Annotated in this window: 12 protein-coding genes; 9 read left to right on the plus strand and 3 right to left on the minus strand. The window is 72.7% G+C overall.

Features of this window, described 5'->3' with window-relative positions:
* Positions 1-239: 239 nt before the first annotated feature.
* The gene (locus tag ACNF49_RS26475) at positions 240-5738 is read left to right on the plus strand and encodes an ATP-binding protein (RefSeq protein ID WP_482945367.1); all 5499 of its coding nucleotides are present in this window, start codon (positions 240-242) and stop codon (positions 5736-5738) included.
* Between the two features lie 46 nt (positions 5739-5784).
* Here ACNF49_RS26475 and ACNF49_RS26480 read toward each other — a convergent pair whose 3' ends face one another.
* Positions 5785-6159: a PASTA domain-containing protein gene (locus ACNF49_RS26480; protein ID WP_482945368.1), complete on the minus strand. Its 375-nt coding sequence runs from the start codon at positions 6157-6159 to the stop codon at positions 5785-5787.
* 116 nt (positions 6160-6275) lie between these two features.
* Between ACNF49_RS26480 and ACNF49_RS26485 the strand changes: the two genes are divergently transcribed.
* The 8 genes from ACNF49_RS26485 to ACNF49_RS26520 all read left to right on the plus strand — a co-directional run bounded on the left by ACNF49_RS26485 (position 6276) and on the right by ACNF49_RS26520 (position 15525).
* Positions 6276-6734 (plus strand): hypothetical protein, encoded by a 459-nt coding sequence (locus ACNF49_RS26485; protein ID WP_357988995.1) that lies wholly within the window; start codon positions 6276-6278, stop codon positions 6732-6734.
* A 193-nt stretch (positions 6735-6927) separates the two neighbouring features.
* A complete protein-coding gene (locus ACNF49_RS26490) occupies positions 6928-7320 on the plus strand; it encodes a DUF6153 family protein (protein ID WP_482945369.1) in 393 nt (130 codons plus the stop codon).
* 86 nt (positions 7321-7406) lie between these two features.
* Positions 7407-8126 carry a DUF305 domain-containing protein gene (locus tag ACNF49_RS26495; RefSeq protein ID WP_482945370.1) on the plus strand — a complete coding sequence of 240 codons (720 nt, stop codon included), beginning with the start codon at positions 7407-7409 and terminating at the stop codon, positions 8124-8126.
* A gap of 552 nt (positions 8127-8678) precedes the next feature.
* On the plus strand, positions 8679-10643 hold the full coding sequence (locus ACNF49_RS26500) for a glycosyl hydrolase family 8 (protein WP_482945371.1): 1965 nt from the start codon (positions 8679-8681) through the stop codon (positions 10641-10643).
* Between the two features lie 69 nt (positions 10644-10712).
* Positions 10713-11840 (plus strand): right-handed parallel beta-helix repeat-containing protein, encoded by a 1128-nt coding sequence (locus ACNF49_RS26505; protein ID WP_482945372.1) that lies wholly within the window; start codon positions 10713-10715, stop codon positions 11838-11840.
* Positions 11841-12095: 255 nt separating this feature from the next.
* Positions 12096-13403, plus strand: a complete 1308-nt coding sequence (locus ACNF49_RS26510) for a discoidin domain-containing protein (protein ID WP_482945373.1) — start codon at positions 12096-12098, stop codon at positions 13401-13403.
* Positions 13404-14576, plus strand: coding sequence for an MFS transporter (locus tag ACNF49_RS26515; protein WP_357981291.1), 1173 nt, complete (start codon positions 13404-13406; stop codon positions 14574-14576). It abuts the gene before it with no gap.
* Positions 14577-14589: 13 nt separating this feature from the next.
* Complete coding sequence (locus tag ACNF49_RS26520) at positions 14590-15525, plus strand: TolB family protein (RefSeq protein ID WP_357981288.1); 936 nt, start codon at positions 14590-14592, stop codon at positions 15523-15525.
* Positions 15526-15550: 25 nt separating this feature from the next.
* On the opposite strand, the gene ACNF49_RS26525 is transcribed toward ACNF49_RS26520, so the two are convergent.
* Positions 15551-16174, minus strand: a complete 624-nt coding sequence (locus ACNF49_RS26525) for a response regulator (RefSeq protein WP_482945374.1) — start codon at positions 16172-16174, stop codon at positions 15551-15553.
* Positions 16171-17367, minus strand: a complete 1197-nt coding sequence (locus tag ACNF49_RS26530) for a sensor histidine kinase (RefSeq protein WP_482945375.1) — start codon at positions 17365-17367, stop codon at positions 16171-16173. The genes ACNF49_RS26525 and ACNF49_RS26530 overlap by 4 nt, the downstream gene beginning before the upstream one ends.
* Between the last annotated feature and the right edge of the window lie 169 nt (positions 17368-17536).

The raw sequence follows: 17536 nt of genomic DNA on the forward strand, positions 1-17536 counted from the left end.
GCCGGTACAGTCGTCGGTACCGTGACGGCTTGTGGCAGGCTGCCACGGGAACCGGCGCTCGAACCCTGTGGCGGGGCCTGTTTTTGTGGGATCCACACAAAGCAGGAGCCCCGGCGTGCACTATGCGGACATTGGTGCACGCGGTGGTCATCGAGCACGGTAGAGACAGTGACAGGCGAGGCTCCGGGGACCACCCCGGACTTCGCCTACTTGTACGGGGTACGTGGGAGGCTCAACCGGTGTTCAATCGTGTCGCCATCGTCAACCGCGGAGAGGCCGCGATGCGGCTCATCCACGCCGTCCGGGATCTTTCGGCGGAGACCGGCAAGCGGATCGAGACGATCGCGCTCTACACCGACGCCGATCGCGACGCGACCTTCGTCCGGGAGGCGGACGTCGCCTACCCGCTGGGGCCCGCCTCCGCGCGCCCGTACCTCGACCACGCCGTGCTGGAGCGGGCGCTGACCGAGACCGGGGCCGACGCCGCGTGGGTCGGCTGGGGGTTCGTCGCCGAGGACCCGTCCTTCGCCGAGCTGTGCGAGAAGATCGGCGTCACCTTCGTCGGGCCGAGCGCGGAGGCGATGCGCCGGCTCGGCGACAAGATCGGCGCCAAGCTCATCGCCGAGGAGGTCGGCGTCCCCGTCGCGCCGTGGAGCCGCGGCGAGGTGGCCACGCTCGCCGACGCCCTGCGCGCCGGCGACGAGATCGGCTATCCCCTGATGCTCAAGGCGACCGCGGGCGGCGGCGGGCGCGGCATCCGCATGGTCGCCTCGGCCGACGAGCTGGCCGACGCCTACGAGCGCACCAGCCAGGAGGCCGAGCGGGCGTTCGGCTCGGGCGTGGTCTTCCTGGAGCGCCTGGTCACCGGCGCCCGCCACGTCGAGGTGCAGGTCATCGCCGACGGCCAGGGCACCGCGTGGGCGCTGGGCGTGCGTGACTGCTCGGTGCAGCGGCGCAACCAGAAGATCATCGAGGAGTCCGCCTCCCCGGTGCTGACCGGCGACCAGGCCGACGAGCTGAAGGCGTCGGCCGCGCGGCTCGCCGTGGCCGTCGGCTACCGCGGCGCCTGCACCGTCGAGTTCCTCTACCACCCGGGCGACAAGATGTTCGCCTTCCTGGAGGTCAACACCCGGCTCCAGGTCGAGCACCCGATCACCGAGCTGACCACCGGCACCGACCTGGTCCGGCTGCAGCTGCACGTCGCGGCCGGCGGGCGCCTGGACGGCCCCCAGCCGCGCGAGAGCGGCCACGCCGTGGAGGCCCGGCTCAACGCCGAGGACCCCGACCGCGACTTCGCCCCCGCGCCGGGCCGCATCGCCCGCCTGGTGCTGCCCGCCGGGCCCGGCATCCGCGTCGACACCGGCGTCAGCGAGGGCGACACCATCCCCGCCGACTTCGACTCGATGATCGCCAAGATCATCGCCTACGGCCGCGACCGCGAGCAGGCCCTGGCCCGCCTGCGCCGCGCGATGGCCGCCACCACCGTCATCATCGAGGGCGGCGCCACCAACAAGAGCTTCGTGCTCGACCTGCTCGACCAGCCCGAGGTCGTCGACGCCGTCGCCGACACCGGCTGGATCGACCGCGTACGCGCCGAGGGCCGCCTGGTCAGCCACCGCCACTCCGCGGTCGCCCCGGCCGCCGCCGCGATCGAGGCGTACCAGGACGAGGAGGAGGTCAGCCGCAACCGGCTGCTGGCCACCGCCCACGGCGGGCGCCCGCAGGTGCAGCACGAGACCGGCCGCCCGCTGACCCTCAAGCTCCGCGGCGCCGGCTACCGGCTCACGGTGGCCAGGGCCGGGCAGCGGCGCTTCCGCGTCGGCATCTCCGACGGCGACCTCTCCCACCCGCTCGACGTCGAGATCGACCGCTTCGACGAGCACAGCGGCCGCATCACCGTCAACGGCCGCCGCTTCCGCCTGATGTCGGCCACCCACGGCCCGATCCACCTGGTCGAGGTCGACGGCGTCACCCACCGCATCAGCCGCGACGAGGGCGGCGTCGTCCGCTCGCCCGCGCCCGCGCTGGTGGTGGCGACGCCCCTGTCGGCCGGCGACGAGGTCGAGGCGGGCGCGCCGATCCTGGTGCTGGAGAGCATGAAGATGGAGACGGTGCTGCGCGCGCCGTTCCGCGCCCGCGTCCGCGAGTGCGGCGTCTCGGTCGGCAGCCAGGTCGAGGCCGGCGCGCCGCTGATGCGCCTGGAGCCCCTCGCCGGCGCCGAGGCCGAGCAGGCCGCCGCCGCGACGGGCGCCCCCGCGATCGACCTGCCCGCCGCCCCGCCGCGGGCCTCCGCCGCCCAGCAGGCCGAGCGCGGCCTCCAGGACCTGCGCGAGCTGCTGCTCGGCTTCGACGCCGACCGCCACGAGCGCGCCCGCATGTTGTCGGGCTACCTGGCCGCGCGGGCCGAGCTCGACGACCGCGTGATCGAGGGCGAGCTCGACCTGCTCACCGTCTTCGCCGACCTGTCCGAGCTGAGCCGCAACAAGCCGGGCGGCGAGCTCGACGTCGAGCCGGGCAGCCCGGTGCACAGCCCGCGCGAGTACTTCCACAGCTATCTGCAGAGCCTCGACGTCGAGCGCGCCGGCCTGCCCGAGGCGTTCCAGGCCAAGCTGCGGCGCATGCTCAGGCACTACGGCGTCGAGGAGCTCGACCGCACCCCGGAGCTGGAGGCCGCGGTCTTCCGGATCTTCCTGGCCCAGCAGCGGATGACCGCCGGCCTCGCCGTCGTGTCGGAGCTGCTGCGCACCTGGCTGGCCGGCGCGCCGCCGCGCGAGCCGCTCGGCGAGCGGGCCGGGCTCGCCCTGGAGCACCTGGTCGAGGCCACGCAGGTGCGCTTCCCCGTGGTCGCCGACCTGGCCCGCGGCGTCGTGTTCCGCTGGTTCGCCCAGCCGCTGCTGCGCCGCAACCGCGCCAAGGTCTATGCCGCCGTCCGCGACGAGCTGCGCCACCTCGACCGTGACCCGAACGCGCCCGACCGCGCCGAGCGCATCCAGGCCATGGTGGCCAGCTCCGAGCCGCTCGTCCGGCTGCTCGGCCAGCGCATCGGCCGGCCGGAACGCGACCTCGCGCCGCTGCTGGAGGTCCTGACCCGCCGCTACTACGGCAACCGCGGGCTGTCGCAGGTCGCCACCCGCGACAGCGCGGGCTGCCGGTTCGTCACCGCCGAGCACACCGGCCCGCGCGGCGTGACCCGCCTGGTCACCACCGCCGTCGACATCGCCGCCCTGCCCGATGCCATCGACGCCGTCGGCGCGCTGGCCGACGGGGTGGGCGGGCGCGGGCTCGTCGCCGACCTCTACCTCACCTGGGACGACCAGCCCGACGCCGAGGAGATGGCCGTACGCCTCGGGCAGGTCCTGGCCGAGCGCCCGCAGACCGCGGGCATCCGGCGGATCACCACCACCGTCGTGGGCACCAGCGGCGCGGTCATGCACCACCACTTCACCTTCCGCCCCGACGGCGCGGGCTTCGCCGAAGACCGCCTGATCCGCGGCCTGCACCCGCAGATCGCCCAGCGCCTGCAACTGCACCGGCTCCAGGAGTTCGACCTCACCCGGCTGCCGTCGGTCGACGAGGAGCTCTACCTGTTCAAGGCCGTCGCCAAGAGCAACCCGGCCGACGAGCGGCTCATCGCCATGGGCCAGGTCCGCGACCTGACGCCGCTGCGCGAGGCCGACGGCCGCCTGGTCGCGCTGCCCGCCGTCGAGGACGCACTCAACGCCGGCCTCGACGCGATCCGCAACATCCAGGCCCAGCGCCCCCAGAACAAGCGGTTCGACACCAACCGCATCATGATGTACGTCTGGCCCTCGACCGAGCTGACCACCGACGAGCTCAACATGCTGGTCCAGCGCATCCTGCCGACCACGGCGGGCGCCGGGCTGGAGGAGGTCCAGTTCGTGGCCCGCCAGCGCACCCCCTCGGGCGAGCTGAGCGAGGTCGCCGTGCGCATCACCCTCGGCCCCGGCCACGGCGCCAGCCTGCACGTCGGCAAGCCGTCCGACGAGCCGGTCCAGCCGCTGGACGACTACCGCCAGAAGGTGCTGCGCGCCGCCCGGCGCGGCAACGCCTACCCCTACGAGCTGACCGGCCTGCTCACCGGCCCCCAGGGCCGCTTCGTCGAGCACGACCTCGACGCCGACGGCGTGCTCGTCCCGGTCGACCGGCCCAAGGGCAACAACTCCGCGGCGATCGTGGCGGGCGTGGTCACCACGCCGACCGCGCGCCACCCCGAAGGCGTCACCCGGGTGGTGCTGCTCGGCGACCCGACCAAGGCGCTGGGCGCGCTGTCGGAGCCGGAGTGCTCGCGGGTGATCGCCGCGCTCGATCTGGCCGAGCGCATGCGCGTGCCCCTGGAGTGGTTCGCGCTGTCGGCCGGCGCCCGGATCTCGATGACCTCCGGCACCGAGAACATGGACTGGGTGGCGGCGGCGCTCAAGCGCATCGTCACCTTCACCCAGGCCGGCGGCGAGATCAACATCGTGGTCGCGGGGATCACCGTGGGAGCGCAGCCGTACTGGAACGCCGAGGCGACGATGCTCATGCACACCAAGGGCATCCTGGTGATGACCCCCGACTCGGCGATGGTGCTCACCGGCAAGCAGTCGCTCGACTTCTCCGGCGGCGTGTCGGCCGAGGACAACTTCGGCATCGGCGGCTACGACCGCGTCATGGGGCCCAACGGCCAGGCCCAGTACTGGGCGCCCAACCTGCCGGCCGCCCGCGACGTGCTGATGGCCCACTACGACCACACCTACGTCGTGCCCGGCGAGCGCGGCCCCCGGCGGGCCCCCACCGCCGACCCGGCCGACCGGGACGTCCGCGACTACCCGCACACCGTGGCGGGCAGCGACTTCTCCACCGTCGGCCAGATCTTCTCCGCCGAGCACAACCCCGACCGCAAGAAGCCCTTCGACATCCGCACCGTGATGCGCGCCCTGTCCGACCAGGACCACCCGGTGCTGGAACGCTGGGCGGGCATGGCCGACGCCGACACCTCGGCCGTCCAGGACGTGCACATCGGCGGCCGGCCGGTCTGCCTGATCGGCATCGAGTCACGGCCGGTGCCGCGGCGCGGCTTCCCGCCCGCCGACGGGCCCGACTCGTACACGGCCGGCACGTTGTTCCCGCGCTCGTCGAAGAAGACCGCGCGGGCGATCAACGCGGCCTCCGGCAACCGGCCGCTGGTGGTGCTGGCGAACCTGTCCGGCTTCGACGGCTCGCCCGAGTCGATGCGCAAGCTCCAGCTGGAGTACGGCGCGGAGATCGGCCGGGCGATCGTCAACTTCGACGGGCCGATCGTGTTCTGCGTCATCTCCCGCTACCACGGCGGCGCGTTCGTGGTGTTCTCCAAGGCGCTCAACCCGAACATGACCGTGCTGGCGCTGGAGGGCTCGTTCGCCTCGGTGCTCGGCGGCGCCCCGGCCGCGGCGGTGGTCTTCTCCGGCGAGGTGAACAACCGCACCGCCACCGACCCGCGCGTGAGCGAGCTGCAGCGGCAGGTCGCGGCGGCCAGCGGCGCCGAGCGGGCCGCGCTCAACGCCCGCCTGGCCGAGGTCCAGCCGGCCGTACGGGCGGAGAAGCTCGGCGAGGTGGCCGCGGAGTTCGACCGGGTGCACAACATCCAGCGCGCGGTCGAGGTCGGCTCGGTCGACGCGATCATCAGCGCCGCCGAGCTGCGTCCGCGGATCATCGAGGCCATCGAACGCGGCATCGCCCGCCTGCACCAGGACTCCTGACCCCGCACCGCCCCCGGGCCACCGGTTCGGGGGCGGGGGCCGGGCCTCAGTCGCGCGGCTCGACGATCAGGAACACGGGCATGGTGATCATGAGCAGCGCGCCGGGCGCCGGCGCCCGGGCGGTCACCACCCATTCCCCCGTCTCGGGACCGCCGTCGGGGTTGGTCCGCTGCACCCGCGCGGTGATCCCCAGCGCGGCGAGCTGCCCGTTCGCCGCGTCCAGCTCCATGCCCCACAGCTCGGGCATGGAGCCGATGTAGGTGGGGGAGGGCGCGGCCGTCGCCGTCGCCGGGAGCGGCTTCCGAGGGGGAGGGGCGGCCCGGTCGCCGGCCCCCTCCAGCAGCAGGGCGGTGAACGTCCCGCTCAACGCGAGCCCCATGACGACGAACGTGGCGATCAGACGTGCCTCCGGCCGGTTCACGCCTCCTTTGTACGCCATCGGGATCACGTCGTCGGCCTGCCCGGCGTGGCGTCCTCCCTTGCTGGGGCGAAGTGGCCAGAATGGGAAGCATCTGGTCACTCAGCGTGAGGGGAAAGATGCGGTCGATCACATGGGCGGCGGCGGTCGCCGTCGCGGTCGTCGCCGCGGGACCCGCCACCCTCGCCGCGGCGGACTCCGCGCCGGGCGGGGACACGTCCTGGAAGAAGCTCACGTCCTTCCGGGTCTCGCCGGCGGCGCCGCACCAGAACGACGCCATCCGGCTGCTCATCCACTGCCCCACCCAGGCCAACCACGCCGTCGTCGGGTCCACGGCGTTCCCCGTCAAGGGGTCGTGGCGGATGTTCCGCGAGGTGGGGATCGGGCTGGGTGGGATGGGGTTCGGCAAGAAGGGCGTCGTCATCTCCCGGTACGCGCCGCCGGGGGAGCACGAGGTGCTCCTGAAATGCGTCAAGGTGACGGCCGACTGGCTGACCGGCCTCAGGAAGGTCAAGGTCATCAGCCGGTCCGAGGTCCCGCTCGTGGTACGTCCGTTCCGCCTCGGCCAGTTCTTTTGACGCACTGAAGCCCGGCTGCCCGGAGCGTTTGCTTGCCCCGAGGGCGAGATTCTGGTTAAGCCGGAAATGCAGGGAACGGCATCCCCTTATGGTGACTCAGGTCTCACATACCCGTACCGGGTTCAGGTTGCCGGAGGTGGACGGCTCCCGTATCCTGCACGTTCGTAAGAGCCGGAGCGACGGGGGAGGGCCGGTGGGGAACCTGCGGCGGGGTGCGCGTGCACTCCTGCTCGTCGTCCTCACCCTCGGCGTGTGCGGGATGCACACGCTCGGCCATGTGAACGCCCGGCACGACATGGCGAACGCCCGGCACGGCCCGGCGGTCGCCCACGAGCTCCCCGTCGCCCCCGCCGCCGCCCTGGCGGGGCTCGCTCCCGGCCACGAGATGCCGGGGCTCGATCCGGCCGGGGTGTGCCTGGCCGTCCTGACCTCGCTGCTCGTCGTGGTGCTGCTGGCCCTCTGGGTCGGGGTGCGGCGGCGGGCCGTCGGCGGCGCCGACCCGGGGCCGGCCTTCCGGCCCGTCGCGCGGCCACCGCCGCGGCCCACGTCCCTGCGGCTGGCTCGTCTCTCGATCCTGCGCATATAGGCCGGCCTGTTCGCGCGGACGCCCTCGACGGCGATCCGCGCGCATCGGCCTACCCGCAGTTCCAGCGAACGAGAGAGCACATCAGCATGTCCATCAACCGTAAGATCGGCCTCGCGGCCGCAGCGGCCGCGCTCGTCCTGCTCACCGCGTGCGGCGCGAACGACACCGCCTCCACGGCCGCGCCCGAGGCCACGACCGCCGGCGCCACCGAAAGCGCCACCGAAAGCGCCACCGAAAGCGCCACCGAAAGCGCCACCGAAAGCGCCACCGAAAGCGCCACCGAAAGCGCCACCGAAAGCGCCACCGAAAGCGCCACCGAAAGCGCCACCGCCGGTGCGCCGTCGTCGCAGCAGTCGTTCAACGACGCGGACGTCATGTTCGCCCAGATGATGATCCCGCACCACCAGCAGGCGGTCGAGATGGCCGACCTCGCTCCGCAGCGGGCGAAGGACTCCGAGATCAAGAAGCTCGCGGCCGACATCAAGGCGGCCCAGGACCCGGAGATCCAGACCATGAAGGGCTGGCTGACCGAGTGGGGCAAGCCCGTGCCGTCCGGGGGCATGGGGCATGACATGCCCGGGATCATGTCCGCCGAGGACATGAAGAAGCTCGAAGGGGCCAAGGGGGCCGCCTTCGACCGGCTGTTCGCCGAGCAGATGATCGCCCATCACGAGGGAGCGATCGAGATGGCCCGCACCGAGCAGGCGAGCGGGGTGAACCCGCAGGCCAAGGAGCTGGCCAAGGCCATCGAGAGCACGCAGCAGGCCGAGGTGGCCCAGCTCCGCAAGCTCCTCGAGCGCCTCTGACCCGACCCGCCGCCCGGACGCATGCGCCGTCCGGGCGGCACCGGGCGGGTCGTGCCCAGCCACCGCCACCGCGCAGCCGCCCCTTGTGCGGCCGGGTCGCCGGCCGCCCGGCGTAGAGGCCGACGCCGGCGACGGGCATCAGGGGTCGGCGTCGTGGACGTGTGACGGAAGCGATGCCTGGAGGCGGGCGGCCCGGCGGAGCATCGCCGAAGGCCGGCGGAAGGGCGCAGCCACACCGATATCAACGGGGCGGCCCTTCTCCGCCGTCACCCGGAGGGTGCGCGCAACGGCGGCCGGGCCGGCCGGACGCCTGGCGGTCTCCGTCGTCACCTGAAGAGGTGGTCCGTCCAGCGTGGGGTTTGTCTGGTTTTTGGGTGGTGTGTTCGTGTCGGGGAGGTGAACGGTGGGGTTGGTTTGAGGGGAAGGGTTGCGGATGGGGGTGTTCTTGTTTACCGTCCGCTATGAGGGTTAGGAAAGTTTCCTAACGCTCTTCACCGATCACGGTCCACCTGCGGATGGCCCTATGGCACCCCCTATCCGAAGGATCAACGCATGATCAGACGTTCTGAGCGGCGCCCCCGGCGGTCGTCGCTGCTCGTCACGGCCCTGGTCGCGGCCCTGATGGCGGCCGCGACCCTGGCGCCGCCCGCCACCGCCGCGGCCGGTTCCAGCGCCGACACGCTCCTGTCAGGCGGCAAACCGGTCACCTCGTCGTCGGTCGAGGGCAGTGGCTTCGAGGCGGCCAAGGCGGTGGACGGCAACGCCTCCACCCGCTGGGCCAGCGTCGAGGGCCACGACCCCGAATGGATCAGGGTCGACCTCGGCGACACGTACAACGTCTCCAGGGTGAAGCTGACCTGGGAGGCGGCCTACGGCAAGTCGTACAAGATCCAGACCTCTCCGGACGGCGCCACCTGGACCGACGTCTACTCCACCACCTCCGGCAACGGCGCGACCGACGACCTGACGGTCAGCGGCAGCGGCCGGTACGTGCGCATGTACGGCACCGCCCGCGGCACCACGTACGGCTACTCGCTCTACGAGCTGGAGGTCTACGGCAGCGGCGGCGGCGGCGGAACCGACACCACCCCGCCCTCCGTCCCGGGCAACCTGCGCGCGACCGGCACCACCTCCACCAGCGTCTCCCTGGCCTGGGACGCCGCCACCGACAACGTGGGCGTCACCGGCTACCTCGTCCACCGGGGCTCGACCCTGGTGGCCACCGTGACGGGCACCACGTACACCGACACCGGCCTGACCCCCGCCACCGCCTACAGCTACACGGTCAAGGCGCGCGACGCGGCGGGCAACCAGTCGGCGGCCGGCGGCGCCGTCACGGCGACCACCCAGCCGGGCGGCGGGGGCGGTCCCGCGGTGCCCTTCGGCAGCCACACCATCCCGTACGCGGCGGGCATGCTGCGTCCCTCCGGCGACCAGGCCACGCTGGACGCGCGGGTGGTCGACTACTACAAGCGGTGGAAGGCCGCCTTCGTCCGGCAGAACTGCGGGAACGGCTGGTACGAGGTCATCTCCCCGGACGCCGACCACCCGTACGTGGCCGAGGCCCAGGGCTACGGCATGGTGGTCGTCGCGACCATGGCCGGGGCCGACCCCGACGCCAAGAAGATCTTCGACGGCATGGTCAAGTGGATGATCGCCCACCCGTCGTCGGTCAACCCCGACCTGCTGGCCGCCGAGCAGGACACCGCCTGCAAGAGCGTCGACGGCAGCGACGGCGCCACCGACGGCGACATGGACGTCGCCTACGGCCTGCTCCCGGCCCACCGGCAGTGGGGCAGCTCGGGCACGTACAACTACCTCGACCTGGCGATCAAGCACATCAACGCCATCAAGAAGGACGAGATCAACCCGTCCACGAACCTGCTCAAGCTGGGCGACTGGAGCAGCTCGGGCGACCAGTACTACTACATCACCCGCACCTCCGACTGGATGGTCGACCACTTCAGGGCCTTCAGGAAGGCGACCGGCAACAGCGCCTGGGACACGATCAGGACCGCCCACCAGAACCTGATCACCACCCTCCAGGCCAACTACGCCTCCGCCACCGGCCTGCTGCCGGACTTCGTGGTCAACACCAACTCCACCGCCAAGCCGGCCCCCGGCCAGGTGCTGGAGGACCCGAACGACGGCCAGTACTGGTGGAACGCCTGCCGCACCCCGTGGCGCATCGCCGACGACGCCGTGACCAGCGGCGACGCCAAGTCGCTCGCCTCGGCCAGGAAGCTCAACTCCTGGATCAAGAGCAAGACCGGCGGCGACCCCGGCAAGATCGCCATCGGTTACAAGCTGAACGGCACGCAGATCTCCAGCGGCAGCGAGGCCGCCTTCTTCGCCCCGTTCGCGGTGGCGGCGATGACGGACTCCGGCAGCCAGGCCTGGCTCGACGCGCTGTGGAACAAGATGCTCGGCACCCCGATCGACGCGAGCAGCTACTACTCGTCCAGCATCCAGCTCCAGGTCATGATCACGGTGACCGGCAACCACTGGGTGCCCTGACCGGCGGCGGAATCAGAGCCGTGCCCGCGGACGGCGTCCGCGGGCACGGCCCCCGAAGGGAGGAACCCCATGAGACGGGCCCTGCTGACCGGCCTGCTGCCACTCCTGCTCGCCACCCCGGCCGCCGCGACGCCGGCCACGGAGATGTCGGCCACGGAGATGCCGTCCGCCGGGGCGGCCGTGCCCGCCGCAGCGACCGGTGCCGAGGTGGTCGAAGGGGCCGAGGTGGTCGAGGTGTCCACCGCGGCCCAGCTCACCGGCGCGCTGGCCGCGGCGGTTCCCGGGCAGACCATCAGGCTCGCTCCCGGCGAGTACCATGGCGCCTTCGTCGCCCGGCGCCCCGGAACGTCCGCCGCCCCGATCACGCTGACCGGGCCGGCGGACGCCGTCCTGGTCAACGACGGTCCCTCCGGCACCGCGCCGTCCTGCCCCGTGCCCGGTGGCGGCTGGGACTCCGGCTACGGGCTGTGGCTGTACGGAGCGCCGTACTGGCGGCTCGCCGGGTTCACCGTCAAGGACGCCAAGAAGGGCCTCGTCCTGGACGCCTCCCCCCACGTGGTGATCGACGGCGTGTACGTGCACCACGTCGAGGACGAGGGCGTGCATTTCCGGCGCAGCTCGTCCGACGGCGTGCTGCGCGACTCCCGCATCACCCACACCGGCCTCGTTCAGCCCGGTTACGGCGAGGGCGTCTACCTCGGCTCGGCCGGCTCCAACTGGGGCTGCCACGGAAACACCGGCGGCGCGGACCGCTCGGACCGCGTCCAGGTCACCGGGAACACGATCGGCCCGTACGTCGCCGCCGAGCACATCGACGTCAAGGAGGGCACCAGCGGCGGCCTGATCAGCGGCAACACCTTCGACGGCACCGGCGTCAGCGGCCAGAACTCCGCCGACTCCTGGGTGGACGTCAAGGGCTCCGGCTACACGATCGAGAACAACACCGGCACGTTCGCCCCGCCCGGCACCCTCGCCAACGGCTACGAGACGCACAATCCGACCACGACGCCGTCCTTCCTCAACGGCTGCGGGAACGTCTGGCGCGGCAACAGGTCCGATCTCGGCGGCGTCGGCGCGTACGCCATCAAGATCACCTCGACGTCGAAGTGCGCGGCCGACCCCAACGTCGTCCGCTCCTCCAACACCGTCACCGGCGCCACCCGCGGGCTGACGAACGTCCCGGTGACCCCGGGCTGACGGCCCGCTCGGGACCAGCCGCCCGGCCTTGCGGGCGGCGCCCTCGCCGTGCCGCGCGCCGCCCGGGTGAACCCCGCGCAACAGGGTTAAGAAACCTTCCTAACTTCATTGACAGTCCTCAACGCACTACGCCACGATCCCGGTAAGCGGCTCGGCGCGGCTTCCTTCCCCAGGATGTGACGCGCTCAGCGAAAGACTCCTGCCCCGGCCGCCCACGGGACCGTGCTCCGATCTCTCACCCCCAGGAGAATCGCCATGTCCAGAGTCCGCCTGGCCGTCATGGCCGTGATCGGCCTGCTGGCCGGCCTGCTCGTGGCCGCCAACGCCTCGGCCGTCACCGCCGAGACGCTGCTGTCACAGGGCAAACCCGCCACCTCCTCCTCCAAGGAAGCCACCTCCTACGCCGCCGCCAAGGCCTTCGACGGCGACCTCACCGGCACCCGGTGGGCCTCGGCCGAAGGCCACGACCCCGAATGGCTGCGGGTCGACCTCGGCGCGTCCCAGCAGATCAGCCGGGTCAAGCTGACCTGGGAGGACGCCTACGGCAAGTCGTACAAGATCCAGACCTCCGCCGACGGGAGCACCTGGACCGACGTCTACTCCACCACCACCGGCGACGGCGACGTGGACGACCTCACCGTGACCGCCACCGGCCGCTACGTCCGCATGTACGGGACCGTGCGCGGCACCGAATACGGCTACTCGCTGTGGGAGATGCAGGTCTACGGCGGCGGCACCCAGCCCACCGACCCGCCGGGCGACACGTTCGTGGTGGCCGCCGCCGGTGACATCGCCGAGCAGTGCACCGCCAGCTCCTCCTCCTGCGTGCACCCGAAGACGGCCGCCCTGGTCGAGTCGATGAACCCCGAGTTCGTCATCACCATGGGCGACAACCAGTACGACGACGCCCTGCTGTCGGACTTCCGCAACTACTACGACAAGACGTGGGGCAGGTTCAAGGCCAAGACCCACCCGGTCCCCGGCAACCACGAGACCTACGACCCGGCCGGGTCGGAGGCCGGGTACAAGTCGTACTTCGGCGCCATCGCCTTCCCGCAGGGCAAGAGCTACTACAGCTACGACCGGGGCAACTGGCACTTCGTCGCGCTCGACTCCAACCACTTCGACCAGTCCGCCCAGATCACCTGGCTCAAGAACGACCTCGCCGCGACCACCAAGCCGTGCGTGGCCGCGTACTGGCACCACCCGCTGTTCAGCTCCGGCGAGCACGGCAACGACCCCGTCTCCAAGCCCGTGTGGCAGGCCCTGTACGCGGCCGGCGCCGAATTCGTGCTCAACGGGCACGACCACCACTACGAGCGGTTCGGGCCGCAGAACCCCAGCGCCCAGGCCGACACCGCGAAGGGCATCGTCGAGGTGCTCGGCGGGATGGGCGGCGCGTCGCCGTACCAGATCGAGAACGTGCAGCCGAACAGCCAGAAGCGGCTGAGCGGCACGTTCGGGGTGCTGAAGCTGACCTTCACCGGCAGCACGTTCGGCTGGCAGCTGATCGGGACCGACGGCTCGGTCAAGGACAGCAGCCCGACCTACTCCTGCCACTAGATGTACATCTCGCTTCTCGGTACCCGGCTGACCAGGGCGGTGCCCGCCAACGTGGTGGCGCTCGGCCTGGTCAGCCTGGTCACGGACGTCTCGTCGGAGATGGTCACCGCGGTGCTGCCGCTGTACCTGGTGGGCACGCTCGGGCTCAGCCTGGTGCAGTTCGGGCTGCTGGACGGCCTGTACTTCGGCGTCACCGCGCTGGTCAGGCTGGCCGGCGGGCACGCCGCCGACCGGTGGAGCCGCCGCAAGCTGGTCGCCGGGCTCGGGTACGGGCTCTCGGCCGTGTGCAAGCTGGGCCTGCTCGCGGCCGGCGGGTCGGCCGTCGCGCTCGGCCTGGTGCTGGCCGCCGACCGCACCGGCAAGGGCCTGCGCACCGCGCCCCGGGACGCCCTCATCACGCTGAGCGCCCCGCCCGAACGACTGGGCGGCGCGTTCGGGGTGCACCGGGCGATGGACACAGTGGGCGCCTTCCTCGGGCCGCTGGCCGCCTTCGCCGTGCTGACGGCGACGGCCGGCGCCTACGACGCGGTGTTCGTGACCAGCTTCTGCGTGGCCGCGCTGGCCGTGCTGCTGCTGGCCCTGTACGTCCGGGACCGGCGCGGCCCGCTGACCGTCCGCGTCCGGCTGCGGGCGGCGGTCACGCGGGAGCCCGGGTTCCGCCGGGCCTGCCTGGTGGCGGTGGCGCTCGGCCTGGTCACGGTCAGCGACTCGTTCGTCTACCTGGTGCTGCAGCGGCGGCTGGCGATCGCGCCCGAGCTGTTCCCGCTGCTGCCGCTCGGCACGGCGGGCGCGTACCTGCTGCTCGCGGTGCCGCTCGGCAGGCTGGCGGACCGGTTCGGGCGCGCGGTGGTGTTCGTCGCCGGGCACGTGGCGCTGCTCGCGGTCTACCTGGTGCTGATGGGCCCGGCCTGGCTGCTGCCCGCGCTGCTGCTGCACGGCCTGTTCTACGCCGCCACCGACGGGGTGCTGATGGCCCTGACCGGGCCGATGCTGCCCGAGAGCGCGCGGACCGGCGGGCTGGCGCTGCTGCAGACCGGGCAGGCCACGGCCCGGATGGTGTCGTCCATCCTGTTCGGCCTGCTGTGGGCGGGGACGGGGGAGGGCCCGGCGCTGGCGGTGATGGCCGCCGGGCTGGTGACGGCGTCCGCGATCGCCTGGCGGGCGCTGCGATGACAAGGAGGTCGTCATGAGACGGGTGCTCGTACTCCTCGCCGCGGTGGTCCTGCTGGCGGGCGGCGCGACCGCGTACGCCACCTGGGCGGCGTCCTCGCGCCAGGCCGGGCCCGCCGTCGCGGGCTTCGACACCGGCGAGCCGGGCCGGGTGCTGGTGCGCAGCGGCGGACGCGTCGCCTCCGTGCCGCTCGCCGACCCCGGCGCGCCGCCGCGCGTCAGCTCCCGGGCCTGCGACCGCTTCTACACGGCGAACGGCACCACGCTCTGCCTGGTCACCCGGCCCGGCCCGCTGCCGAAGACCGAGGCGCTCGTCCTGGACCGGTCGCTGAAGGAGACCCGCCGGATCAACCTGGCCGGCGTGCCGAGCCGGGCCCGCGTGTCGGCCAGCGGCCGGATGGCCTCCTGGACGGTGTTCGTCACCGGCGACTCCTACAGCACCGGCGGCTTCTCCACCTGGACCGGCATCCTCGACACCCGGACCGGCTACCTCATCACCAACATGGAGGACATCCCGCTCTCCCTCGACGGCCGCCGCTACCACTCGGCCGACGTCAACTACTGGGGGGTCACGTTCGCCGCCGACGACAACCGCTTCTACGCGACCGTCTCGACCAAGGGCAGGACGTACCTGGTGGAGGGCGACTTCGGGGCCTGGCGGGCGCGCGTGCTCCGGGAGAACGCCGAGTGCCCGTCCCTGTCGCCGGACGGCACCCGGCTGGTGTTCAAGAAGCGCGTCTCGCCGGGCCCGTGGCGGCTGCACCTGCTGGACCTTGCCACGATGCGGGAGAGCCCGCTGGGGGAGCGGGCCAGCATCGACGACCAGGCCGCCTGGCTGGACGACCGCACGGTCATGTACGCCAAGGACGGCGACGTGTGGGCGGCCGACGTCGGCGGCGGCCCGCCCCGCCGGCTGATCCCCGGCGCGAGCTCCCCCGCCGCCGTCCGCTGACACGCGGCCCCCTGTCCCGGGGTGGTCAGGGGAGCCGGATGAGGCGTCGCTCGACCGCGGCCGTGACCGCGGCCGTGCGCGTGTCCACGCCGAGCTTGTCGTAGATGTGCACCAGGTGGGTCTTGACGGTGGCCTCGGTGATGTAGAGCCGGCGGGCGATCTCCCGGTTGCTCGCCCCGCTGGCCAGCAGCTCCAGCAGCTCGACCTCGCGGGCGCTCAGCGCCGGGCCAGGCTCGCGCATGCGCCGCATCATCCGGGTCGCCACCTTGGCCGACAACACGCTCTCGCCCCTGGCCGCGGCCCGGATGCCCTGGAACAGCTCCTCCGGCGGGCACGCCTTGAGCAGGTAGCCGATGGCCCCCGCGTCGACGGCCCGCATGATGTCGGCGTCGCTCTCGTACGTCGTCAGCACCAGCACCTGCGGCGGCGCGGGCAGCTCGCACACCCGCCGGGTGACCTCCACGCCGTCGACGCCCTCGCCGAGCTGCAAATCCATGAGGACGACGTCGGGGGAGCGAGCGGCGATGCCGCGCAGCGCCTCGGCCCCGTCGGCCGCCTCGCCGACGATCTCCATGTCGGGCTCGCCGCCGAGCAGCGCCACCAGCCCCGCCCGGACCACCGGGTGGTCGTCGACCAGGAACAACCTCATGCCGCACCGCCGTCCAGGACCCGCGGCGGCCACGCGGCGGGCACCCGGGCCGCGACCGCCGTGCCCTCGCCGGGCGCGCTCTCGACGACCAGGACGCCGTGCACCTCCGCCAGCCGGTCGCGCATCGCCCGCAACCCGTAGCCGCGGCCGGGAGCGGGGGCCGGCTCGGCGAAGCCGACGCCGTCGTCGAACACGTCGAGCGTCACCTCGCCGTCGAGGTAGGACAGCGTCACCGTGACCGTCACCCTGGCCGCCGGGTCCGCCGCCGGGGCGGCGTGGTCGCGTACGTTGGCCAGCGCCGCCTGCGCCACCCGCAGCAGCGCCGCCTGCACCTCCGGCGCCAGCGGGTACTCCTCGCCCGCCAGCCGGAAGCGCACCCGCGGCCCGGTCTCGCCGGCGTCCGCGCAGAGCCGGGCCAGGGCCTCGGGCAGCGTGACGTCCACCAGGCCGGGCGGCTGGAGGTCGCGGACGAACCGCCGCGCCTCGGCCAGGTTGTCGGCGGCGGCCGCGGCGGCCCGCCGTACGTGGGCACGGGCCTGGGCGGGGTCGGTGGCCCACATGCGGTCGGCGGCCTGGAGCAGGATGCCCATGCTGGTCAGGCCCTGGGCGAGGGTGTCGTGGATCTCCCTGGCCAGCCGCTCGCGCTCCTCCAGGACGCCGGTGCGGTGGCGGGAGTCGGCCAGCGTGCCGCGGGTGCTGATCAGGTCGTCGATGAGCAGCTGCCGGGCGGCGCTCTCGCGCTGCAGCTCCCCGAAGATCAGCGCCGTCATGGCCGCGATGCCGACCGGCGCGAGGATCAGGCTGACGTCGAGCTCACGGGCGATCTCCAGCTGGGCCACGATCACCACCAGGGTCAGCGCCGCGGCGGCCACCGCGAAACCGTGCGCGTTGAGGAGCCGCAGGCACAGGAAGAGCAGGGGGACCGCGCACCAGCTGAACGACGGCGCCAGCACCACCAGCGCCAGCCACACCGCCGCCACGCCGCCCAGCCAGACGAGCCGCCCCTGCCGGCCCAGCCGGTTCCACCAGACGATCCCGGCCGCGTACGCCAGCGCGAGCAGGCCGCAGACGGCCAGCGACGTCACCGTCTGGGCACCCATGCCGTGACGGGACACCAGCCGCAGGGCCGAGGCGGCGAGCAGCAGGTAGAAGCCGACGTGCATGGCCCAGTTGAGCCAGGTGCGCTCCCTCATGGCCCTCCCCGTCGCCGCGCCCTTCGACACTATCCCCTGCCCGAGAGTGGCCCCCACCAGGGCGGCGGCGCATCAACCGATCGGTTGACCCGGCCCTCGACCGCTCGGCGCGCGGGGATCGCCCGTGCTTCCGATGGCCCGCGGCGGTCCGCCCGGAAACCTAGAGATG

This window comes from Actinomadura sp. ATCC 39365, from assembly GCF_054392275.1.

Excerpts from the sequence above, each read along its gene's own strand:
- ACNF49_RS26485 (WP_357988995.1), top strand. The coding sequence starts at position 6,276 with ATGCGGTCGATCACATGGGCGGCGGCGGTCGCCGTCGCGGTCGTCGCC.
- ACNF49_RS26495 (WP_482945370.1), top strand. The coding sequence starts at position 7,407 with ATGTCCATCAACCGTAAGATCGGCCTCGCGGCCGCAGCGGCCGCGCTC.
- ACNF49_RS26500 (WP_482945371.1), top strand. The coding sequence starts at position 8,679 with ATGATCAGACGTTCTGAGCGGCGCCCCCGGCGGTCGTCGCTGCTCGTC.
- ACNF49_RS26505 (WP_482945372.1), top strand. The coding sequence starts at position 10,713 with ATGAGACGGGCCCTGCTGACCGGCCTGCTGCCACTCCTGCTCGCCACC.
- ACNF49_RS26510 (WP_482945373.1), top strand. The coding sequence starts at position 12,096 with ATGTCCAGAGTCCGCCTGGCCGTCATGGCCGTGATCGGCCTGCTGGCC.
- ACNF49_RS26515 (WP_357981291.1), top strand. The coding sequence starts at position 13,404 with ATGTACATCTCGCTTCTCGGTACCCGGCTGACCAGGGCGGTGCCCGCC.
- ACNF49_RS26520 (WP_357981288.1), top strand. The coding sequence starts at position 14,590 with ATGAGACGGGTGCTCGTACTCCTCGCCGCGGTGGTCCTGCTGGCGGGC.
- ACNF49_RS26525 (WP_482945374.1), bottom strand. The coding sequence starts at position 16,174 with ATGAGGTTGTTCCTGGTCGACGACCACCCGGTGGTCCGGGCGGGGCTG.
- ACNF49_RS26530 (WP_482945375.1), bottom strand. The coding sequence starts at position 17,367 with ATGAGGGAGCGCACCTGGCTCAACTGGGCCATGCACGTCGGCTTCTAC.